This window comes from Aliagarivorans marinus DSM 23064 (assembly GCF_000429485.1).
Classification (GTDB): domain Bacteria; phylum Pseudomonadota; class Gammaproteobacteria; order Enterobacterales; family Celerinatantimonadaceae; genus Aliagarivorans; species Aliagarivorans marinus.
Genome location: NZ_AUBY01000027.1, coordinates 36,352 through 58,589 on the forward strand (window position 1 = coordinate 36,352; position 22,238 = coordinate 58,589).

The 22,238-nt window shown below is 51.9% G+C and carries 23 protein-coding genes; 16 read left to right on the plus strand and 7 right to left on the minus strand.

Going from position 1 to position 22,238, the window contains the following annotated elements:
* The first annotated feature begins 49 nt into the window (after positions 1-49).
* Both G461_RS0112305 and G461_RS0112310 read left to right on the plus strand, forming a co-directional pair.
* The gene (locus tag G461_RS0112305) at positions 50-517 is read left to right on the plus strand and encodes a hypothetical protein (RefSeq protein WP_157360305.1); all 468 of its coding nucleotides are present in this window, start codon (positions 50-52) and stop codon (positions 515-517) included.
* A gap of 124 nt (positions 518-641) precedes the next feature.
* On the plus strand, positions 642-977 hold the full coding sequence (locus G461_RS0112310) for a hypothetical protein (RefSeq protein ID WP_157360306.1): 336 nt from the start codon (positions 642-644) through the stop codon (positions 975-977).
* 3 nt (positions 978-980) lie between these two features.
* Here G461_RS0112310 and G461_RS0112315 read toward each other — a convergent pair whose 3' ends face one another.
* A complete protein-coding gene (locus tag G461_RS0112315; RefSeq protein WP_035480200.1) occupies positions 981-1,739 on the minus strand; it encodes a sulfite exporter TauE/SafE family protein in 759 nt (252 codons plus the stop codon).
* 186 nt (positions 1,740-1,925) lie between these two features.
* Between G461_RS0112315 and G461_RS0112320 the strand changes: the two genes are divergently transcribed.
* Positions 1,926-2,246: a DUF3392 domain-containing protein gene (locus tag G461_RS0112320; protein ID WP_026972066.1), complete on the plus strand. Its 321-nt coding sequence runs from the start codon at positions 1,926-1,928 to the stop codon at positions 2,244-2,246.
* A 24-nt stretch (positions 2,247-2,270) separates the two neighbouring features.
* On the plus strand, positions 2,271-3,395 hold the full coding sequence (locus G461_RS0112325; protein WP_026972067.1) for a tRNA-queuosine alpha-mannosyltransferase domain-containing protein: 1,125 nt from the start codon (positions 2,271-2,273) through the stop codon (positions 3,393-3,395).
* A 44-nt stretch (positions 3,396-3,439) separates the two neighbouring features.
* Here G461_RS0112325 and G461_RS0112330 read toward each other — a convergent pair whose 3' ends face one another.
* Positions 3,440-4,279, minus strand: a complete 840-nt coding sequence (locus G461_RS0112330; protein ID WP_026972068.1) for a hypothetical protein — start codon at positions 4,277-4,279, stop codon at positions 3,440-3,442.
* Between the two features lie 257 nt (positions 4,280-4,536).
* On the opposite strand from G461_RS0112330, the gene G461_RS0112335 reads away from it, so the two are divergent.
* From G461_RS0112335 to G461_RS0112345, 3 genes are all read left to right on the plus strand, one after another.
* Entirely contained in the window at positions 4,537-5,688 is a 1,152-nt protein-coding gene (locus G461_RS0112335) for a winged helix-turn-helix domain-containing protein (protein ID WP_026972069.1), read from the plus strand.
* 70 nt (positions 5,689-5,758) lie between these two features.
* On the plus strand, positions 5,759-6,688 hold the full coding sequence (gene tehA, locus G461_RS0112340) for a dicarboxylate transporter/tellurite-resistance protein TehA (RefSeq protein ID WP_026972070.1): 930 nt from the start codon (positions 5,759-5,761) through the stop codon (positions 6,686-6,688).
* A 210-nt stretch (positions 6,689-6,898) separates the two neighbouring features.
* Positions 6,899-7,810: a LysR family transcriptional regulator gene (locus G461_RS0112345; protein ID WP_026972071.1), complete on the plus strand. Its 912-nt coding sequence runs from the start codon at positions 6,899-6,901 to the stop codon at positions 7,808-7,810.
* Between the two features lie 27 nt (positions 7,811-7,837).
* Here the strand turns inward: G461_RS0112345 and G461_RS0112350 are convergent, their stop codons facing one another.
* The 3 genes from G461_RS0112350 to G461_RS24160 form a co-directional block, all read right to left on the minus strand.
* Positions 7,838-8,824, minus strand: coding sequence for a quinone oxidoreductase family protein (locus G461_RS0112350; protein ID WP_026972072.1), 987 nt, complete (start codon positions 8,822-8,824; stop codon positions 7,838-7,840).
* 135 nt (positions 8,825-8,959) lie between these two features.
* Positions 8,960-9,175, minus strand: a complete 216-nt coding sequence (locus tag G461_RS0112355; RefSeq protein WP_026972073.1) for a hypothetical protein — start codon at positions 9,173-9,175, stop codon at positions 8,960-8,962.
* A gap of 134 nt (positions 9,176-9,309) precedes the next feature.
* Positions 9,310-9,558 (minus strand): DUF1127 domain-containing protein, encoded by a 249-nt coding sequence (locus G461_RS24160; protein WP_035480204.1) that lies wholly within the window; start codon positions 9,556-9,558, stop codon positions 9,310-9,312.
* A gap of 245 nt (positions 9,559-9,803) precedes the next feature.
* On the opposite strand from G461_RS24160, the gene G461_RS0112365 reads away from it, so the two are divergent.
* The 4 genes from G461_RS0112365 to G461_RS0112380 all read left to right on the plus strand — a co-directional run bounded on the left by G461_RS0112365 (position 9,804) and on the right by G461_RS0112380 (position 14,134).
* Positions 9,804-11,219 (plus strand): aminotransferase-like domain-containing protein, encoded by a 1,416-nt coding sequence (locus tag G461_RS0112365; RefSeq protein WP_026972074.1) that lies wholly within the window; start codon positions 9,804-9,806, stop codon positions 11,217-11,219.
* A 725-nt stretch (positions 11,220-11,944) separates the two neighbouring features.
* On the plus strand, positions 11,945-12,304 hold the full coding sequence (locus tag G461_RS0112370) for a winged helix-turn-helix domain-containing protein (protein WP_026972075.1): 360 nt from the start codon (positions 11,945-11,947) through the stop codon (positions 12,302-12,304).
* A 70-nt stretch (positions 12,305-12,374) separates the two neighbouring features.
* Positions 12,375-12,683: a transposase gene (locus tag G461_RS0112375; protein ID WP_026972076.1), complete on the plus strand. Its 309-nt coding sequence runs from the start codon at positions 12,375-12,377 to the stop codon at positions 12,681-12,683.
* A gap of 302 nt (positions 12,684-12,985) precedes the next feature.
* On the plus strand, positions 12,986-14,134 hold the full coding sequence (locus G461_RS0112380; RefSeq protein ID WP_157360307.1) for a TolB-like translocation protein: 1,149 nt from the start codon (positions 12,986-12,988) through the stop codon (positions 14,132-14,134).
* 91 nt (positions 14,135-14,225) lie between these two features.
* Here G461_RS0112380 and G461_RS0112385 read toward each other — a convergent pair whose 3' ends face one another.
* Positions 14,226-14,621, minus strand: coding sequence for a winged helix-turn-helix transcriptional regulator (locus tag G461_RS0112385; RefSeq protein WP_026972078.1), 396 nt, complete (start codon positions 14,619-14,621; stop codon positions 14,226-14,228).
* A gap of 192 nt (positions 14,622-14,813) precedes the next feature.
* On the opposite strand from G461_RS0112385, the gene G461_RS0112390 reads away from it, so the two are divergent.
* From G461_RS0112390 to G461_RS24175, 4 genes are all read left to right on the plus strand, one after another.
* A complete protein-coding gene (locus G461_RS0112390) occupies positions 14,814-15,356 on the plus strand; it encodes a nuclear transport factor 2 family protein (protein ID WP_026972079.1) in 543 nt (180 codons plus the stop codon).
* Positions 15,357-15,729: 373 nt separating this feature from the next.
* Positions 15,730-16,800, plus strand: a complete 1,071-nt coding sequence (locus G461_RS25565) for an EF-hand domain-containing protein (protein WP_026972080.1) — start codon at positions 15,730-15,732, stop codon at positions 16,798-16,800.
* Between the two features lie 33 nt (positions 16,801-16,833).
* Complete coding sequence (locus tag G461_RS0112400) at positions 16,834-17,511, plus strand: hypothetical protein (protein ID WP_026972081.1); 678 nt, start codon at positions 16,834-16,836, stop codon at positions 17,509-17,511.
* 2 nt (positions 17,512-17,513) lie between these two features.
* Positions 17,514-19,052: a hypothetical protein gene (locus tag G461_RS24175; protein ID WP_051333547.1), complete on the plus strand. Its 1,539-nt coding sequence runs from the start codon at positions 17,514-17,516 to the stop codon at positions 19,050-19,052.
* A 227-nt stretch (positions 19,053-19,279) separates the two neighbouring features.
* On the opposite strand, the gene G461_RS0112410 is transcribed toward G461_RS24175, so the two are convergent.
* Positions 19,280-21,694 (minus strand): hypothetical protein, encoded by a 2,415-nt coding sequence (locus G461_RS0112410; RefSeq protein WP_026972082.1) that lies wholly within the window; start codon positions 21,692-21,694, stop codon positions 19,280-19,282.
* A 300-nt stretch (positions 21,695-21,994) separates the two neighbouring features.
* Here G461_RS0112410 and G461_RS0112415 point away from each other — a divergent pair.
* The coding region (locus G461_RS0112415) for an IS5/IS1182 family transposase (protein WP_026972083.1) at positions 21,995-22,238 on the plus strand (244 nt) is incomplete at its 3' end.

Here is a 22,238-nt window from a genome sequence, read left to right on the forward strand (position 1 = left end):
TGCTACTACTTAGATTATACGAATCAAGTAGTTAGCACGGAGGCTAGGTATGCTATGTCATGCTTCTCGGTTGTTTGGGGCGCTCAGATTAACTCTCCTTCTCGGTGTGGCTTCGGCCATAGCGCTTACCAGCTACGCCTCCGCCAATAGCATTGCCTCACACCATCCCGAGCGAACCTTAGAGCTACAGCTCGTTGGCACCTGGGAGGGGCTGGATGCCAGTGGCAAAGCCTCAAAGCTGGTATTCAACCAGGACTATAGTCTTTGGTTTATTAGAAACGGCATCACCTATGATGGCGATAAAAGTGGTATGCAAGTGACTTGGGAAATCGATAGCAGCCAGCAGCCAATACATCTGGATATCATCTTCAATGACGGGCAAACTGAGCAACGTTACTTATCAATAATGCGCTTCGAGAATGATGATGAAATCACCCTGCGTTCCGGCAATCAACGCCCTGAGTCGTTTCTTGAGCACAAGGACGGCAGTCAAACCAGTTTGTTTCGACGTTACTAAACCGCATGCGAGCTCCCGTGCGTGCAGCGCGGGGCTACTGATGTTAGCGCTTAGCGCTTGTAGTGCGAACTCTGCGTCCGAGCCTAGTCAGTCACAACCCGCAGTTGTGGAGGAATCAGCCGCAATGGCCACGACTGCTCCTCAAACCGAGTCGTTAGCGTTGAGCCCGTCACCCGGTCAGAAGCTGCGGGCGATGTATATCTGGGGGCATGAGGTGAACAGCTTGCAGCTTTGTGGTGAGTCGGCAAGCTATTGGGCTAGCTTTAATTGGGCTGGGCAGGAGATGCATGAGTACTACCGCGCCAACGCCCAACAGCCCTATCAACCGATGTATCTCGAGTTTCGCGGTGTACTACTCGATGAGCAGCGCGATGGCTTTGCCGCCGACTACGACGGCCTGCTGCATATCAGCGAGGTGTACCGCTATGATTTTGAATTACCTGCAGATTGCGTTAAGTAGCTCTCAACTAAAGTATTGATAAAACAGCACCCCGGCGAGCACCAATAGCAGGCCTTTCAGCATTGGTCGATAGTGCTCGCTACTAAGCCTGCGGCGCAGCCGTATCCCCACGTTCAGGGCTATCAGCACAAACACCACCAGCAGCGCTGATTGACCAAGCACCTCGCCGGTATAGCGGCCATGCAGGCTGAACAGGCATAGCTGGATCAGCTTCCCACCCAAAAAACACAAGTTAGAGGCTTGGATAAACTCACGTTTTTCCAGCTTGCTTTCCAGGGCATAGACGATCAGCACCGGCGCCATCACATTGGTGAGGCCGCCTAACAGCCCGGCGAGCAGGCCGCAGAGTATTCGGGCTGGGCCCGGGTGCTTGGCTATCCACGGCATCGATAACTTAAAGCGATCCAGCGCTAAATAGCTCAGTATCGATACCGCCAACAGCAGCTTGAAGATGTCGCTTTGGCTGGCTATCAGGATCTGGGTGCCGATCGCACTGCCGACCAGGCTCATTAATGCCAGTAACCAATAGCGCCGCAACGCCGCAAGGATGCGTCCCTCACTGGCTATGCTCATCAGGTTGACGGCGGTGGTCGGTAGCAGGGTGAGCATGATCGCGGTGGGCAGGTCGCTCAGGCTGGCCAGCAGTGGCGTGGCGATCATCGGAAAGCCCAAGCCGACGCTGCCATGCACAAAGGCGGCAAATATTACCACCAAGGCGCAGGAGGCCAAAAACAACAGCTCAGGGGAGAGGCTCGTCAGCATGCGGGGTTACCGGAATAAAAACGTTATTTCGTAGTAGTTTACCTGTTTTACAGTCGAAAATATCCTCGACTTAGGTGGTGAAGATCGGACGGCAAAACGCTTTTTAGCAGCTAGTGGATGCTCACCCCTAGTGGGCTATGGTATAAGCAAGTTTTACCTGTCACAGCGGAACCAAGCCAGATGTTTATGAGCTTTATTAACGAGTTAGGTCGAGGGCTTATCCCTTACTTGAGTGAGATTTCGATGGCGGTGGTCGCCTGTACCTTGGTGATGGTGGGCGGCGATATCAACCGCGCTATGCGTGCGGTGTTGGTGCGTCAGCACTTTTTAGTACGCACTATCGCCTTTATCGCCCTCAACGCCTTTGGCTATGGCTTGCTGATTGTTTACGCCACACCTTGGCTGCGCCGAATGCTGCTTAGCCTGCAACCGGCAGTCATGCTGGCGGTGGTGATAGGTATCTTTCTGGCTATCGGTATGTGGGCCCAGCGCAACCGCCATGTGTAAGCTAGCTTATTGGACGCCTGCTCGATGAAGATACTACTGCTCTCCGCCTACGATGCCCAGAGCCATTGCTACTGGCGCACTCAGTTGGTGGCACACTTTCCCGAGCATGATTGGACGGTGCTAACGCTGCCGCCGCGCTACTTTTCTTGGCGAGTGCGTGGCAATAGCCTGTCGTGGGCCTACGGTGAGCGGGCTTGTCTGGAGCAGAATTATGACCTGGTGGTCGCCACCTCGATGTGCGATGTCACCGGCCTTAAGGGGCTGGTGCCTAATCTTGCGCGACTGCCATGGTTGGTGTACTTCCACGAGAATCAGTTTGCCTATCCGCGCTCGGGTCGTGAGTTTGCCTCGGTCGAGCCGCAGCTCCTCAATCTCTACAACGCCTTAGCCGCTGATACGCTGCTGTTTAACAGCGATTTTAATCGCCAAAGCTTGTTAGAGGGCGCAGCTACACTGTGCCGTAGGCTGCCCGATCACGTGCCAGCCGATGTGATAGCGCTGATTGAGCAGAAGGCACAAGTATTGCCAGTGCCGCTGGCCGATGAACTGTTTGTTGATTCGAGCGCGAGAGCACTAAGCGATACACCAAATAACGCGCCACTCAAGCTGCTTTGGAACCATCGCTGGGAGTTCGATAAAGGCCCTGAGCTGCTACTCGCCGCGCTTCAGCAGCTGGACTCGCTTTGCCGACAGCAGGGCCTAGCGTTTGGTTTTGAGCTGCATATCGTCGGCCAGCAGTTTCGCCAGACACCTGAGGCGTTTGCCCAGATTAAGCAGCAGTTTGCGCCTTATATTGCAAGCTGGGGTTATGTCGAAGATGGGCAAGCCTATCGGAAAGTTGTCCAGCAAGCTGATGTGGTGCTCTCCACCGCGTTGCATGATTACCAAGGGATTGCCGTACTGGAAGCGGTTGCGGCGGGGGCGATGCCATTGGTGCCGGACAGGCTAGCCTATCCAGAGCTTTTTGATCAGCAGTTTCGATATCGCTCGGGAGAAGGAGAATCCCATGCTTTGGCTGCCGCCTTGTTAGATCTGTATCAACGCTCTATGGTTGGAGAGCCATTGCCGCAGGTTGATGTCAACGGACTGCGTTGGTCAAACTTGCGAGAGTGTTATCAACGGGCGCTAGAGGGGAAACCTCTAGGCTGATTTATACAATATTTCCATTAGCGCCCAAGCATTATGGTGGATGGTTAAGGCCCGTCCCCGCCGACGGCATTCCACGCAAGGGTAAATCCGTCGGCCCAGAACTTAATTGCTTTGGCTTCGCCCGCAGCAGGCAACACGGTTTCAACCCAGTGCTTGCGTTTAAACTCTTTGATAACTAACGCCTTGCCCTCTGCTGTGGCAGGCCACGCCTTGGAGTATGTCTCCGAATTCATACTGACTGCGCAATAGTGAACCATTGGAACGTTCTCTCCATTAAAATGGGTTGTCCAATGGTAAGCCTCATCGCTAGGCTCGCAGCGATCCTGCCACACAAAGAGTATGCCGGGTTGGCCATTGTCGTCAGTTCGAATGGCGGCACTAAACTCTTGGCCTTGGCGTTGAACATATCGGATTGGCTTTAACATCATCTCTTGATATTCACGGGCTTGCTCTTGGCTGAGCTTGGTGCCAGCGACAAGCTGTTTTGCTTGATCTGAAGTCATTGGAGAAGAGAGTAGAACTCTCATTAGTTCTTCCATATCGACGTTGTCGAGCCTAAAGTAGCTGCCATCTCGCTCAATAAACGTGGTCAGTTGTTGATAGATATTCACTGATGTTTGGAAAAGCGCTTGATGCCGAGGAACCTCATCTGCAGCTATCGCATAGAGCGTCACTGATGAGCGCAAGTCATCCCTCGGTACAAGGCTGTGGCTTTGGGGGGAGTGATGCACCGATGTCAGAAAGTTCTGGTACTCGATGGAACGACTACTTCCGCTGGCTTCAAGCCTTGAGATTTTATCTGCAGCTTCATCGCAGCTCAATGGCTGCGGGGTGGCGACCGCAAGAGGACTTACAAGCAGCAGAAATAACCAAGCGATTCTCATGGCAAACTCCCTTTGATACATGTAAACAATGCGCTGATATAGTGATGTTGTACTCAATTATTCGAGTGTAAACATTGACATAGCACGGGGAACTTACGTTTTACCGAGATTAACTGAAGTGTGTGGCGTGATAGAACATGCCCAATGAGGCCGGAATCGCTCGCTTTGAGACGGGGCATTATTCGTGGTGAATTGCTTTGTCTAGGTCTTTACTATAGTGCTTTACCCAGTAAGTACCTTCTGCCAGGTTAGGTTCCATGCAAGTCCTATCACCATTCGAAGCAAGAAAAATAGCCCTGTTGTCACAAGGTTTACCCGCTAAATCACCAAAAGATAGCGGGCTAGCTACCACGCTTTCGGCGCTGACTCAGCTGGGTTACGTGCAAATCGATACCATCTCGGTGGTTCAGCGCGCTCATCACCACACCTTGTGGAGTCGCAATCCGCACTATCAAACCTCGCATCTGGACCAGTTAGTTGCTGACAAACAGGCCTTTGAGTATTGGTCACATGCGGCGGCCTACCTGCCAATGAGCAGCTACCGCTATAGCTTGCCGCGCAAGTATGCGATTAAGTCGGGCGATCTGAGTCATTGGTATCCACATAACGGCCCGTTGATGGCTAAGGTGTTGGAGCGCATCGAGCGAGAAGGCCCGTTGATGGCCAAAGACTTTGAGAGCCACCCATTTAAACGCAGTGGTTGGGGCGTGAAACCCACTAAGCAGGCTTTAGAAACCCTGTATATGCAGGGCGATCTGATGGTCAGCGAGCGGCGCAGCTTTCATAAAGTGTACGACCTGACCGAGCGGGTACTGCCCGCGGACATCGATACTTCGCTGCCCACAGATGTTGAGTACGCCCGCTTTTTAGTAAGCAGTTACCTCAAGGCCCATGGCTTCGGCACCGCCGCTGAGATGTGTTACCTGTTGAAGGGACGCAAGGCGCTGGTGGCAAGTGTATTGGCGCAGATGGTTGAAGCCGGCGAGCTCGAAACGGTGCAGGTAAACGGTACTGCCTATATCACAACGGCTACATCGCTAGCCCTGCTGGAACGTCGCCTGTCGCGCCAGCGCGCACAGCTGTTATCGCCGTTCGACAATCTGCTTATCCAGCGCCAGCGCGCCAAGGCTATCTTTAACTTCGACTATCAGATCGAGTGCTATGTGCCTGCCGCGAAGCGCAAGTTCGGCTATTTCAGCTTACCTGTGCTGTGGGATGGCCGCTTGGTAGCCAGAGCCGATTGTAAGGCCGACAAAAAGGCGGGGCGTTTGGATGTGTTGCATCTAGCGCTAGAGTCCTCACTGCGTAAAACAGATGCGTTTCTCGACGCGTTTGAGCAAGCTTTGGTTGAGTTCGCTCGCTTTAACCAGTGCGACCATCATCAAATTCTGAGAGTAAGCGAGAACTGAGCATTTGTTGGTTTTTGCTCAAGGGCTTTGGCTGTGATGTAATCCAGCTAAATCCTTGATAAACAATCCTATGTTGTTAAAAACACTGCCAGCCTCTTACTTCGGTATCGTTCTTGGACTATCGGGTCTTGGTCAGGCCTGGCGGGTGGCTCATTCCCTGTGGGGCGTGCCGAGCGCCGTCGCTGAAAGCCTGTTAGCGCTAGCCTGTCTGGTGTGGTTGATGTTATTGCTAACCTACGTCTCGCGGGCCTTACGTAACCCTGAGGCGGTCAAGCAAGAGTTCCAACATCCGATTCAGGGCGGTACACCTGCCTTGTTGGGCGTGTCTACCTTGCTGATTGTGCTAGCGGTGGTCCCATATTCTACGTGGCTTGCCTGGGCGTTGTGTATTGCGGGTATTGCCTGGCATTTGCTGTTCTCGCTGTGGCACAACGGCGCAATGTGGAAGGGTGGGCGCAGCCATAGTGATTCGGTGCCGACCTTGTATCTGCCTACTGTGGCGGGAAACTTCACCAGCGCTGCGGCGCTTGGGGCACTTGGCCACCCCGAATGGGGCTGGCTGTTTCTTGGGGCAGGTATGTTCTCTTGGTTCGCCTTAGAGTCGCTGATTATCAGTCGCTTGTGGCGGGTTCCGGAGCTACCTTCGGGGCAGCGTCCGCTACTGGGGATCCAGTTCGCCCCCCCGGTGGTATGCGCCATGGCGTGGTTGATGCTAAGCCCAGCAAGTCACGATCATTGGATAGTGATGCTATGGGGCTATGGCCTGTATCAATTGCTATTGGGGATCCGTCTAAGACGCTGGCTGGCAGCGCAACCTTTTGCGCCGTCTTACTGGGCCTACACTTTTGGCGTTGCTGCCGCGGCCGTGACCGGTTTGAAGCTAGCGCTAAATGGCAATCAGGCGGCGCAGCTCTTAGCTATTCCGGTATTTTTTGGAGCTAATCTGTTTATCGGGTATTTAAGTTGGCGCACCTTAGCGATGTTGCGTGCTACGAACTAGTGGCACCGTCGCCAAGGCCTACCAAGTCGCATAGCTGTGGCCACTCATTGCTAGATCAGACTTTTCAATCGTCAACTTAGGGTGTGCGTTCGTCATGCTCAACAGGGCAAACTCCCGACAAGTTGCTATTATTCCGGAAATGCAATAATTGACTGCTGTTGTTCGGGTATAACGCTGTTGTTCGGGTATAGCAAAGTAGGAGAACCATAGATGAAACGGGTGCTGGACGACCTAAGCGTGTTTTGCGCGGTGGTTGAAAAGGGCAGCATGAAGCAGGCTTCGGAACTGCTGGGCATCCCACATAGCACGGTGAGTCGGCGTATCGATGCGCTCGAGCAGGCGCTTGGCCTACACCTGTTGCAACGCACGACCCGTGAGGTGCGCGTTACCAGCCGCGGTCAGCAGCTCTATCAGGATTGCTCACCGCTGCTTGCCTCCTTATCCAGCTCGGTGGATGCGGCAATCGATGATGAAGTGCAGTTCAAAGGCTCCTTGAATGTCTCGATGCCGCTGCGCGCAGGCCTCGACTTCCTCGGTAAATGGCTGATTGACTTTGCCAGCGAACACCCCGAGCTAAAGCTATCGTTATCGCTCACCAATACCAACCTTAATCTGGTGCAGGACAACGTGGACTTAGCGTTTCGGGTTGGCCCCTTAGTGGACTCCTCGGCTATCGCGATACGGCTGTGGGATATTCCCTATGTGCTGTGTGCCAGCAAGGACTATATCCAGCGCCACCAGCTTAATTCCGAGCAGGTAGAGCTAAACCAACTGGCGCAATTACCCGCGGTGGTCTCCCTGCCTGCGCGCAGTTGGACGCTGATTGAAGGCAACTTCCAGCAGCATGCGTTTGAGCCGCTGGCGCATTTGGTGGTCGATGATTTAGCGCTGGCCTATCATGCGGTGCAACGCGGCCAGGTGATGGCGATGCTACCGTTGGAGATGCTGTCGCCCATCTGCCTGGAAAGCGGTGAGTTGCAGCTGATCAGCGTTCCCGGTTATCACCCGCGAACCCGCAGCATGTTTGCTTACTATCAAGGCAAGCGTCACAGCGACAGCCAGATCCGTCATGTGGTGGAGTACGTGAGAATGCGCCACGCCAGTAAGCTAGAGCAGGGCTAACCGTGAGCGCATAATGCCGCGGTTTCTTTAATCGTTGGTTAGCAGCAGCTTACCGAGCACCTTGCCGCTCTCGAGTAAATCGTGAGCTTGAGCCGCCTCGCTCAAGGGCTTGGAGGTGTACACCGGTGCTATTTTGCCTTGTTCCAGCAGCGCATAGACCTTTTGTAGCGAGGCCTTCACCAGTGGGAAGTCGCTAAAGAAGGTGGCATAGATCTCCGAGTAGCTGATGGTGGGGGCCTTAGAGAAATGCTTCACCGCTTCGGCCTGCAAGTTGCTCTCTCCCACGCCTGCCAAGAAGCCGAAGATTACAATATGACCTAAGGTCGCCAGTACCTCCATATCCTGGCTGATGGTGTCACCAGCCACCGGGTTAAAGATGTAGTTGACGCCCCGGCCGCCAGTGATGGCTTTCACCTCGCTTATCCAATCGTCAGCAGAGTTAAAGGCATAATCGGCGCCAATCTTCAGCGCCTGGGCTACTTTTTCATCGCGGCGCTCCAGTGCTATTACCGTCAGCCCCGCGACCTTGGCCAACTGAATCAGCGCAGTACCCACCCCGCCAGAGGCAGCGTACACCAAGGCGAACTTACCAGCCTCGGCGCGCACCACGTTGTGCAGCATATGGTAGGCGGTGAAGTAGGTTACCGGCATCGCGCCGGCTTGCAGCAAGTCGGCGGTATCGGCCAAAGGGATCAGCTTGTCAGCATCGACCACGGTATACTCGGCGTAGGTTGACGCGCCAATCGGTCCAAGAAAGGCCACCTTCTGACCCACCTTAAGCTCACTGCCGTTGGCATCGACCACCACGCCGCTGCCTTCAACGCCGGGAATAAACGGCAACTCAGGCATCATCCCCGGAGGCATTTGCCCTTCGCGGATAATGGTATCGATAAAGTTAATTGGCGCGGCTTTAATCTGCACCACTACCTGGCCTGGTGCAGGCTCAGGTTTGGCTAGCTCCTTAAGCTGAAGATGTTCACTGCCACCGGTTTGCTCTAATACAACTGCTTTCATCGTTCTCTCCAATTTACGTCACTGCCGCGCAGTGCTGTGGTGTGTTGGGAGTAGCATAGGGCGCGACGAGGATGCGAAAAATCCACGATTTGGGACAACAGAATTGCAGAAATGGGATAGTAACAGCGCGCGGGCTTACTTTGCGCTCAGATCGAGCTCCTTTATCAGCACATCAAAATAGGCACAATCCTTTGCGCTGGCATTTGGGTCGCGGGCGAAGTCATCGCGGCAGCCGGGATTACAAAAGCCAACGGTGAGTCCGCGGTATTCGGTCAGCGAGTTCTCACTCACCGGCTTGCCTGATCGAGGGCAGTACTTGTTGATTGCTTTGCTTGTGTTTGCAGCTGTCATTGCATGGCTCCCTGCCTGACGGGGTAACTTTGATTCACTGTAACGGGCGAAGGCGGCTAAGGCTAGAACAAGCACCGCTCAGCAGTGCTTGTTCTACAAAGCGGGAGATGGGCTGCCATCAAAGCTTCAGGCAGTTAGCTGCGTGAGTGCAGGCCATAACCCGAGATTGCCGTTGATTGTGGCTGGCTGCCGGTTATCTCAGTATCGCCCTGCCAAAACGGACGCGTGGCTTCGCTCAGGGCTTGCGCTTGGCTTAAGCCCAAATCTTGCAGTCGTTCCGGCTGTCGCGTCGCTAGCTGGTAGAGGGCGCGGCGGCTGCGGTAATTGTGGAGTGAGCGATTCAGGTAGTGCGTGATGCTCTGGCGAATGGTGATCAAATCCATGGTAAACCCTCCTTCTCTTAACGATGGTTCACTTTACCCACAGTGACCAGAGCGATACAGATGCAGGCGAAATGCAGTTTAACGTGACAGATTTTGCGCACTTAAGCATCTGTCATGCAGTTGCAAACTCAATCTGTACTGTTTCCAAATACTGCTAGGTAATCTGTATCGGTAGCTGGTAAAACTACTATCTGTATGCGAATAGTCAGCGTACAAGCGGTTAGCAAGACAACGCAGGGAAGGCGATGACACTCTACCAACAGCTGGCGAACAGCCTAAAGAAGCAGATAGAAGAAGGCTTTTATGCCAATGGCCAAAAGCTGCCATCGATCCGCAGTATGAGCCACGAGCGGGAAGTGAGTATCTCCACCGTACAGGAGTGCTACCGTAGCCTCGAAGACAGCGGCTATGTCTCGAGCAAGTACAAATCCGGCTACTACGTGGTCTACAAGGGGCAAAGCTATCCACGGCCAGATCTCAGCCAGCCAGTGCAGGAGCCGGTCACTGTTGAGAACTGGCAAGAAGCGCTGAACCTTACGCTAACCCAAACCGATGATAAGTTTCTCGCCCTCGGTGGCGGTGGGCCAAATACGCATTTCTCCACCCTGCGGCCGCTGCAGAAGATCCTCAATCGACAGCTCAGAATGCACACGCAAGCGGCCTACAAACCGGCCAAGGGCAATGGCTTGTTCGCGCTTCGGGCGCAAATTGCCCGGCAGATGCAAGATAGCGGCTGTTACGTGCACCCCGACGAGCTGCTGATTACCACTGGCTGTCAGGAGGCCTTGTCTCTGTGCCTGCGGGTACTCACCCAACCGAGCGATATTGTGGCGATTGACTCGCCCAGCTTTTACGGCTCGATGCAAGCGGTCAGCAGCAACCAACTCAAGGTGTTAGAGATCCCCACCCACCCCGAAAAAGGCATCAGTTTGCCAGCACTGGAGCTGGCGCTCGAGCAGTGGCCGATTAAAGTGCTGCAGCTTATTCCCACCACCAACAACCCCTTGGGCTATGTGATGCCCGAGGAGAACAAACGCAAGTTGCTGCAGTTGGCTGATCGCTACGACTTAGCCATAATCGAAGACGATATCGTGGGCGATCTCAGCTATCACACCCCGCGCCCCGCCAGCTTAAAGTCGATGGACAAACAGGGGCGGGTACTGATGTGCTCGTCGTTTTCGAAAACCCTTGCCCAAGGCCTGCGTATCGGCTGGGTCGCCCCCGGCCGCTATGCCAGCAAACTCACCCATATGAAGTTTGTCACCTCCATGGGCTCTACCACCTTGCCGCAGATGGCCATCGCTGAGTTTATCGCCGAAGGCCACCACGCCAAGCACCTACACCACGCCCGTTTGCACTATCACAACAGCCGCGACCAGGTATTACGCTGGATAGCCCGCGATTTTCCGCAAGGCTGCAAAGCCACCTTCCCACAAGGGGGCTACTGGCTGTGGGTCGAGATGCCTCGCGAGTTGGACAGCTTCGAGCTTAACCGCCAACTCAATGGCTTTGGGATCGGCGTCGCGCCGGGCGGTTTGTTCTCTGCCGCCAACAAGTATCGCCACTGCTTCAGGCTGAACTTTGCTCAACTGGATGAGCGGGTAGAGCAGGCTATTGGGGTGATTGGGGAGCAGATTGAGCTGTTGATGAAGCTAGCATGATCGGGTGCTGATTTATCTTTTGCTAGTCGCCACCAAATGCGCATTGGTGTAGGGCTCACCTGTCGTTTTCAAGTTGCCAATAAATTCATTAACTAATTTAATTTAAACGTTGTTATTTGATTTAAACCATTTTGCTTTAATGTTTTTTAGTAATTGAATTAATTTTATTAATATTTTTATGGGTGGCTTTAATGCTTCTTGCAGGATTTGGGTTATCTCTTCAATCTTTCCTCTCTATGTGTCTGATATCATTTAATAAATAAATTGGCAGTGGTTTAGATATAAAGCGGTTGTAATTATTAAACTGTGTTTAAATTGAGTTTTGCTGGGTGGGAACTACTGTTTTTTGACCGATTTTTATTGAAAGGGTTTCGGAGATGAGGTTATTATTGTCCCGGTTGGGCGCGGCAAGGCTATAAACGGTAAATAGACTAAACCTGCTTTCTGTAAGGCTGTTGTTATAAATAATATAGTGTGCTTGCGTTTTATTTAATGGTGTTTGTTGGGGTGGCTTGGTTGTGTATATAGACTGGGTATGAGTGTTTCGCTATGTGATTGGGTCGAACAGAGGGGTTCGATACGCATACTTTGCATTGCATACTCTTCAGCCAGGTTATGTCACAACACTAATTGTTGATGCCCGAAGTGGCTGAGTGGATTGCTGTTGCAGAGCTCTTCTACCAATATCAAAACCAGCAAAAGCCAGTTGATATAAGGAGAGTGTAATGGCAATAAGCTGTAAGGATATATTGAAAGGAAATGGCTCTAGAATCACGATTGATAAAAAGATATTTCTCTCAAATGGCATGGTGTTTTGTTCTTCTCAGCAAAGGCTATTATGTCAAATTCCCAGATCTTATTATTACACATTAGCTTACCTTTATAACCATCAAGGTTTTATTATAAGTAAGGAAGAGCTTGTTGCTCATCTCAAAGAGCATCATATCAACTGCTCGGAAAAAACAATGGTTGTAACAATATCCAAGCTAAAGAAGCACTTGGATAGCTCTAGTATTCAAACGGTTAGAAAATTTGGCTATATGTTTAATCTATCTTCTGAATGTTTAGAGATAATTAAGGAGTGAGAAGGTTCACCGAGTTTAGTGAGGTTGGTTTTTTAAATAGCCTATAGAGTAGTTTACAAGGGAAGTGTCAATGAAGTCGGTAATAAATTATTCGACGCAGTTTAAGCGCGAAGCCGTAAAGCAAATGATAGAGAACGATTACTCTGCTATCGATGTCGCATACCGTTTAGGGATAAGTACGCGAGTTCTTTACGACTGGGTGAGGGCATACAGTGACCCTTCACATCATTGCATTATGGATCAGGCCTTAAAAATGGAGAAAACACTTCAGGCCGAGGTGAAGCGGCTTCAGCAAGAGTTGAAGCTTGCTCAACATGAGCGAGATATATTGAAAGAGGCTTATATACTGTCGAGTGCTGAACCTGAGGATAGAGCCTAGGAAATCTGTCGAAGCAACAAGCAATGTATGGAGTAGTTATTACTATGGTTCAATATGCTCAGTTAAACAGTCTTGCATACGCTAAGGCTGCTTTAAAAACAGTCTTCGCCTCTATGCTTATGGTTTTGCTTGGTTGTGAGCCGCAAGGGTCTACTGATACACAACATCGAGAAGATAGCACTGCCCAAGTACGTAACTCTTCACTTAAGTCACTCCCTTATCATGATAAGTGGAGCCAAGACGTTCAGGCGCAGTTTGAACTAAGCGTTCGCTTAACGGAAGTGGGCGCAAGCAACAACGAAATGTCGGTTGGATTAGATATTGAAATGGATATTGTCTCAGACGATCAACTATCTACTCTGCCGCCATATGAGCTGTGGAACGAGCCCTTTGATATGCCGCGTAGGCTGTTCATTACCCCTGTTTTTGACAGCGAAGGGAATGAGTTAGCCCCCATGGAGCCTTATACCATGAACATCAATGGTACTGAGGTGAGAAAGCTGGCCAGTTATGCCGAGTTGAATGGAACCATCTCCATTATGCGGCCCGCCTATCGCAGCCCGGATGGTCGCTATTTAATCGCGACTATTCGCGATCGCACACATAACGAAACATGTATTGTGCTTGATCTCAAAACTCGAGTGCGGCGCAAACTTAGCTACGGCTACTGTGAGATAAACCACTGGAAAGCCGACAGCTACCAAGCCTACATGACCTTTGTAGCGGGGCCGTTTACCTATCGCTACTTGGTCGATATCCAAACCTTTGAACATGAGCCTCTGACATTCCTGCAGGCACCTGCTGAGCGCGAAGCTGGAGGTGATAAGTTTCAAGGCATGGTCAAGTTAGTGTTCAGCCCGGATGGGCAGCAGATAGTGGGTCTATTAACTGACCAACCGGTCTATGTAAAAGGCGAAGATGGCACATGGGGGCGGGACACCGAGATAAAGCGCACGCTGTGGGATGATCAGCTCCCGGGTCAAGAGTACTCACTGAAGTTCACCGCCCCTGACTACCAAGCAGAACGCGGCGCGTTTTATCACCCTTCTTGTTATGGCGATGGAGCACTTAGAGTCAGTGTGGACGGGCGTCACTTTACCTGTGCTGGCAAGGTATTCCACACCGACGCGCCAAGTGAGCCGATAATGGACAGCCAAGGCGAGTGGATCATCCAAAATCCTTATTGGGCCATCAGCGACAGTGGGCTACTTATGCGCACGCTCCGATACAATGAAGGCGGCCCATTCGAACGTATCTTCTATCGCTATCGCGCCCACGAAGGCAACTATCTAAATCGGCGGTACTTTCTAATGCGATCTTCGCTGTTTATCCCGCCTAACCTGCGTGACAACTGGGAGAGCCGAGACTGGAGTGAGTACTTCCCCGAGCTTCCCACCGACGACGACTACCACGCAGCGAAAGTCAAACTCACGTCCCTGGGGCGGCTCTAGGTTGGATCCAAACGAGCCTTAGTCAAGGACATCAGCCCAAGGGCTGATAGCTGGGCGTAGCTCGCGAGTCGTCGATATTGAGACTACGTGGCTATTGAACTCTCTCATCGTAGGCCTTTCGAGCCTGCCTGATCTCGTTATGATGGGTATCAGCCCAGGATACTAGCTGATACAAGGGTTTGACGATCTCTCGCCCCAAGTCTGTGAGTTCGTACTCGACCTTAACCGGCACTTCAGGGTAGACCGTTCGGCTCACATAGCCTTCTCGCTCCAGATCGCGCAGGGTTTGGGTAAGCATGCGCTGGGAGATACCGACCACCCGGGATTTTAACGAGTTGAACCTGTCGGCGCCGTCTACCAATGCAAACAACACCAGTACCGACCATTTGTCGCCAATCTGCGCCACCACATTGCGGATCGGGCACTCCTCATTGTTGTAAAACATCCGTTTATCGCTTGCCGCGTTAGCTGCTGGTTTGCTTTTCACTCTGTTCTCCTCTCGCAGATTCAGTCCATAGGTTACCTCGAAGTAGGTTACCTTGAAGTAGGTTACCAGAAAGTGCCTAGATGACATACAAGTGCCGTCTTGTGGTGTAAGTTACTACTATATACTATAGTGCAAAAGTAATACTTAATTGTTGTAGCTACTTGTCATGACATACATGGAGAGGAAGGACTTATGTGGAAACAAATTGCATCGACACTATTGATCTTGGTCAGCACCGCGACCTTTGCTAAAACCGCCGATAAACTGATTATTGATTTAGACGCTCTGCAAAAACCTGGCTGGACAGAACAAGAGCAGGCCAACGCGGCCTTGGTGACAGATTTTGTGCAGAATCTGATGAACAATCACAACTTCGACTACGTGCTCGAGCGCTACAACGATAGCGCCTATGTGCAGCACAACCGCAACCTGCCGGATAAAGTCACGGGGCTGGTTGGCTTCTTACAAGAGTTCGTTGAGGACTACCCCGATTACACCTACGACGTAAAACACATCTACGTGGATGGCGACTACGTGATCTTTCACTCCCACGCCACGCTTAAACAGGCTGATCGAGGGAACGATCAAAAAGGCATGAACATCATCGATACCTGGCGCATCGAAGACGGCCGAATCGTAGAGCACTGGGACTCGATTCAAGCGCTGGATACCTTTATGCGTTTCTATTCGCTAGTCAGTGGTGGTGATATTGAAAATGACAATGGGGTGTTCTAGGCGATCCCGTTCTTTGTTAGGGCAGCTTTAGCGCTCCCACATCATTCTTACCAAACGCGCGCCTAGTCAGGCGCGCACAACACCCTTTGCAAGGCCTAGTTACTAGTTTCTGTGTTAACTACTCGCGCAGAGCTTTTACCTGAACTAACCATTTCAAGTTGTTGATATATAAATTTATATGCACTCCAACCCACTAATATCAGTGGTTTTTTCTCATATGCCCACCTAAATGTAACCGGTCACAAAAATAGTTAATATATATGCTAATAGGTTTATCATTTGTTGCATTGTTGTCATGGGTGCCGTTTTTTTGAGCAGTGGCGGTCTACAGTCCTCTCGTTAAAGACCAAAGCAAGAAAATCGAGGGAACGACATGAAACATCAATTAGGCATCAAAATAGCTGCCGCAACCATCTTAGCCGCAGCGAGTACCAGCGCGTTAGCAGTACAGTGCCCGGCAATACCATTAGGCGAACATTACCCGGCGGCGCCCGGCAAGGATATGCGTACTGCAGATACGCAGCCTTGGTGTGACCCTGTATGTGTTAACCAACTCACCAACGGCACCTCATGTAACAACGCGGCGGGTGATGTGGTGACAACCTTTGGCTTCTGTAACGATGCAGAAAACGCCCGAGAGTCTATCGTCGATATCCAGTACAACCTGTGTATCGAGGTTGACCAGGAGTTTATTGATCTATCGGGCTATACCGGCCAGCCACCGTCGGTGGACTTCAAAATTCCAGCTGCCGATGCTGCATTCTATTTTGCAGCGCTGTTTGCGGAAGACACCAATGGTAACGGCATCATTGACGGTGACGAAGTCACCCTAGCCAAAAACCGTGGCTGGGCATTGGCTAACGAGCTGAACCCCAGTGGTAGCGGTATGCTCACTCGAAATGAAGCGAGTGCAGTGAAGGGCGAAGACCCTTGCCAACTGCTCTCTACTGGCTTTGCCTCAGGCTTGGCCACTGACGACATTCTCTCCTACATCGGCTTGTACATTGGCGAACCTATGGTCGACAAATATGCCGGTGACTTAGAAGAACATGTCAAAGTTAATCTCGAGTACTTCAGCCGTACCTGGCAACCAAGCTACTGGGCGAATGATGCAGGCGACGCAATTGCCGACAACCCCGGTGGTGTAACCGACCACTACAACAAAGAGTACGGTGAGGGTGGTGGATACCGAGTCTGTGATGCTGAATACAATGGCCGGCTTGTTCACCTGTATGCGGCAATGCGCGATGGTACCGGCAGTGGAGACAATGGCGGCGGCACTGGCGGAGATAACGGCGGCGACAACGGTGGTGGCTCTGGTGGAGATAATGGCGGCGGTGATGGATACCCAATTAGCCCAGAGTGCCCAAGCTCGCATCCACATATGTGTTCTAGCCTGAACCAGTGCTTCACCGAAGCGCAAATGGACAGCTACTGTAATTAGCCCGCTAAGGTTGACGCTAATACGGTATAAGCAATGCTGAACTGGCTATGTAACGCCATCACCTTGGTCGTGTTGGTAGGTTTAGTGATTGCCCTGACTGGGGGCGATGATTCGTCGTCCCCGTCTTTGCTGGCAACAGAAAACGCGCAGCAGACAGAGAGCCCAGAGCATGAAACTGCGTTGCTTACCGAGCCATCTCAGTTAGCGCTTTTGGCTGTTCAGCAAGCCGAGCTGACAACACAGCAACCCCAACAAAGCCGTTCGCAGCGCGGCGTACCAACACAACTACCAGAGCTGCCACCACAGCAACCCGAGCCACTATCGCCCAGCGAGTTTGATGACCAGTTCTACCAACAATTTGCTGATCGTGTGCTTTACGATGATTTCGGCAATCAGTTTGTCCATTTGCCCGCCGAGCGCGAGGGCTTATCGCACTATATTCTGTCCGATTGGCCGCTTTATTACCCAACCCCTTCAGAGCGTGACTTAGCCTCCGTAGACGGATGTATGTCGTTCAAATACTACGTGAGCGAATCAGCGGCATTAACACTGTTGATTGTTGAGAAGGGGGTGACCCGAACCTATCACTTTACCTGCACCTTCGACGCCACAACCCAGCAGTACCGTTTGGCGCATAGAAACAGTGGGGCTCCTCAGCTTCAAGAAAGTATTCAAAGCTTGCGTGCCCGGTTACCACGGAGAAATCAATAATAATGATTAGAATCTTTAGACGTTACGCTTATCCAGCCAAATCCATAGCGGCATGGCCTACCTTGCTGCTGGTCATTGGGTTGATAGTGCTGATAGGGCTGATAGGGCTGATACAGGCCTGCGACTCAAGTAATGCATCGCTCACCGAGCGCAAAGCCGCGCATGACGATGCTATCGCATCGCGCATCTATCATTCCGGTGGCGTATTCTCTGGTAAAGAGCTTTGCCCAGAATCTGCATGGGACACCATTACCCCGATCGACTCGCTAAACCCACCTCCCAAAGAGTCTGAACCAGAGATGACGGTGAAGGGGATGCAGCAGTTCATAAAAGATAAGGGGATTAAATCCGTTGACGAGTTTCTCACCTACTTGCCCGCGCATTTTCGCAACAACTTTTCGTTGGTCGAGAAAACCATATCAGCCGGGTCGGCATCCTTAGAGTACCCGCGGATCATCCTGTTTGGCTCCGATGGCCACTTTATGATGGACCTACCCACCGACCCCAACGACCATCACTACACCCACATCCCGGTTATGCAGCTGGATACGCAAACGGGCCATTGGGAACTCTCTCAGTTTGATTTCTCCGAAGAGCAGCCGATAGTAAGGCGTAATCTGGCAAAATGTCGAACCTGTCATGGCGATGCCAACGCGCGGCCCATGTGGGGAACATTCTGGGAATGGGAGGGAATATTTGGCGATAGCGTGGTTGCTGGCCCACGGCCCGAAGCGATGCACCATACCCATGCCATTAAGATGAACGACATCATGCGTGGGGAAGGCGGCTCGACTCGCTTTGATATCCTGAAATGGAGAAAGACACAGATGCGTCGTGGCGGTGCTCGCATGCTTGCCGAACACGACTTTGGTCCCGAGTTAGTGATCTCCAATATCGTAATGGGAAGTGCCACCGCACTTGGCACCTATCTGCGGCTCAGCCATCACGATGACTACCAAGCTGAACGCCATGAGATGCTGCTAGCCTACTACCTCCATCGACTAGAGAAGCAGACCCGATATGTAAAAGCCGACAATTCAAAAGCGCGCTTCGAGTATGCCAGAGACACCAACTTGGCGATAAGCCAGCAGCTCGCAACGCAAGCGGCACCAGCGCTCGACCCCATGCTGCTAAGAATGGGAATAGATACCAGTGAAGCATTTTCACTGGCAACCATACATGGGCAAGATGAACCTAAGCCTGATTGGAGCATGGGGGCATCGGACCTGTACGACATGTTGATGCTGCAAGTGCTGGATGAACTGCGCCGCGACGACCCGATAGTTGCAGGGATTTTAGCGACCACGGCATTAGAGCAGCCCTTATACCTTTGCCCTGATACCGTCCAAAATGTGGACGAAATGATAGACCTCAAGATGCTCCACCTATTCCACTTAAAAGGTGAGGCGCGCTATCAGGTGCACAGGGTCTACTACCCAAGAGACTTAGATGACATCTACGAGCAAGTCTTCCTGCCGATTGCAGATAGCCTGATCCCTTATTTGCAGAGCAAACAGCCGCTTGCGGTAGCGATGCAGTAACCGTTTATCAATCGACGTATCGAGCCAAGCCCTCAGAGAATTCTGGGGGCTTGGCGCTCTGGAAATACAACAACAAGGCAAGCAGCTCTGGCAAGGAGAAAAGGGGAGGGGGCATCGGCAGTGAGTGGTATTGCTAGTGAGCGAACACTACTGAGCCCGCGATGCAAAGCGGAGCAATCTGATTTAAGTCGGGCTCAGTTCAAAGCATTTCTAAGTGGCTTTATTCGCTAGATAGAACCCAAGTAATAGCGGTACGCATCTGTGCGGTAATCCATGCTGCGCATCACGAACTCCCGCTCACCAAGCCAGGTAAAGTCGCCGCCGATTAGCCATATCTCGTTCCCATCGTCATCCTCCAAAGGAAAGCGTTCGACGGCTTGCCACTGCCCATCGATGCGAGCCTGAAAAAACTGGTAGGGCTCTTGTCCGTTGTAGTAGCTGGTCAAGCGCAAGCGGCCATCAAGGGCGTAACTGCGGGTTAGCGGCTCTTCGCGGATGCGCTCGCCATCTGCTAGTGACAACAACACTTGAGACTCATGACCGCAGTTAAAGTGAATCAATCGCTCATCTGGGTAGTAGCCTACAAACTCACATTCGAAGAGCTCTAAGGGCTCACCAATACGCTCGCCCTGTTCGCTGTAGAGCTGCAGGCAGATCTGCGTATCCCAACTGGGACAGGGTTCGTTACGAGCCTGTTTACCCAGCAGCCCCCGCACCTGCTCATAGTCTTCATTTATCAACACCTGCGGCGGCTCGGGGAAGCTCACGCGCTGAGCCAATAATTGATGATAGTGCGCCTCGCTAACGGCGGTTAGCCGCCCTTCAAAGGTATCTCCCTCAGTGTATGGGTACTCTTCATCCACTCCTTCACCAAAGGCAGCTGACGGCTCTATATCTTTCTTCTTTTGTTGGTCCTCGTTCTGGTTCTCGTCCTCGTCCTCGTCCTCGTCCTCGTCCTCGACCGGCGCGGCAATCTTTATCATCGGCAGCTCACCGTGAGCAGTGTTCTCATAGTTGTACTGCTGATAAACCACGAAGGGGTGTCCATCGATGCGCAAGGGGATAGGCCATTCGGCAAAGTGATTGGGCACCACCTTACTGACCTGATGGTTTTGTAGGTCATACTGCCAAATACAGGCAAGATCAGAGCGGTTATCGAAATAGATGATGGGCAGCTCTGGATCCCAAGTTTGGCCATGAATGTCCCATTGTCCCAGACTGGTAATCAGAGCATGAGGCTGGTTATCCTCGTCGAAATAACACAACCCAGAGCCGCAGTTACCGCCTAAGCGTTTGTCGCCTTGGCTATCATGCCAAAACTGCTCTTGGCTGTTGTAGAACTCCCACCATGGGATCTGCTCTAACGGCGCATTAAAGCTCAAGGCCATTCGGTAGTAGCTATCTTTGGCGTTGAGGCGCACATGCAAGAACCAATGGTCTTCCAAGCTAAATGTGCCGACGCGAGCCCATGGCGGCTCCCACTGCTCTCTGGTCTCTTCGTCGCTTGCTGGTAGGGTGACTAACTTGCGTCTTACGCCGCTGAGGATATGCTCGAACCACAACTCAATCTCATTGCCTTCTGTTCTCTCCATATAGGCAAGCAGCAGGTCATTGTTGTCCTTTGCTGCTGCTTTGTGAAATTCACTTTGATAAGTCAGGTGAGAGTGAAGCCGTGCCGAGCTATGTAGTGGATAATCATGCCAAGGCTGGTCAGTAACTACCGACGCAGAATAGTGAGCCACCCCTTCAGCCATGGCTTGATCCATCGGCGAAGGCTCATCCGCAGCAGGGGACAGTTTCGCGAGCAGTCGCTCTTTCAATCGTCGCTCTGCCTTAATCGGAGCACCATGGCCAACAAACGCGGGAAGCACCAAGGTGGTGGTATCACCTTCAGTACAATGCTCGCCAAGTACGACAGCTAGCTCACCCGGGTAGGAGGTAACATGCAGTTCCGCGCCCGCACAATCGGCAAGTTCTTCGGGGTCAAAAGGTAGCAGGCGCTTAAAGACCTGTTGTCGCCCATAAACTCGTAGGCCAACTAATCCAACAATTCGCCCACTTGCATCATCGGAAAACACCGGCTCGATACAGTGATAATCAGCCCCGCGGTATGGCGCGAACCATCCTTCGGGAATAGCTAAAGCGCCAGAGCCTGCCTCCTCAATCGGACACGTATCCTGACTCATGCTTAGCTCATGCACATGTTGGTAGCTGGCAATTGCGCAGGCGCGCAGATTAAACTCAAACGCCGTACGGGCACGTTCATTTGAGAACTCATCGGCACCATGCTCCTCCTCCAGCCTACGACACTGAGCAAACTCCCCAGCGCGCTGCGCCGCCAAGGCATAATCACTTAAAAACCAATCCGCCTGATTGAGCATCTCTTTATCGAGTGTTGCTTGGCTTAGATACGCAGCACCACTGCGCAAACAGCCTTGGTACACCGTGTCCAAAGTCTCATACGCGCGAGGGTAGTCACCGTTTTGATAAAGGCCAAGAAAGGCTTCACGGGCCTCTCGGATATTACACTGCGCAAAATCGTTGTTTGGTTTTTCGTATTCGAGGTTACTTGCGTGAGAGAACACGCTAAGCAGCATCAGCAAACAGCCATTGCTGCGAGAGAAAAAGCGGGAGAGAGTCATCGGTCATCCATTGGTAACTACAAGCATAACGCTTACCATGTGTTGCTGATGGATAGTACCGGACAAACTTAGTTAAGTGTATAAAATCATTGGTTTATTCTGGACCAAACCTCTGCTCAGCTTCCGTGCAAGCCCTTAGCGGATTCCGAGGGCTTTGATTGTGAGTAGCTAGGGCGCATAAACCCGGCTCTGGACATTTTCGTGTTAGGAAAGCGGAGACTAGGCGTTGTTGCCTAAATAGAATTGAACCTATTCGCTCATCTGCGATCTGATCGTTAAACCCTACTATCAGGTCGCACTATGGGCACCGCCAAGGGCAAAATCACCAATTGGAAACAGTACAATCACACCTTAACTCAAAGAGGCTCGTTAACCTTTTGGATGGACGATGCGGCTATCAAGCATTGGTACAACCAACACCCTTCTGGTCGCCGAGGTCGTAGCAATACGTACAGTGACTCAGCCATCAGCACCGCGCTCATGATTAAGGGCGTGTTTAAGCTACCTCTGCGAGCGCTGGAAGGATTTATCAACTCGATATTTC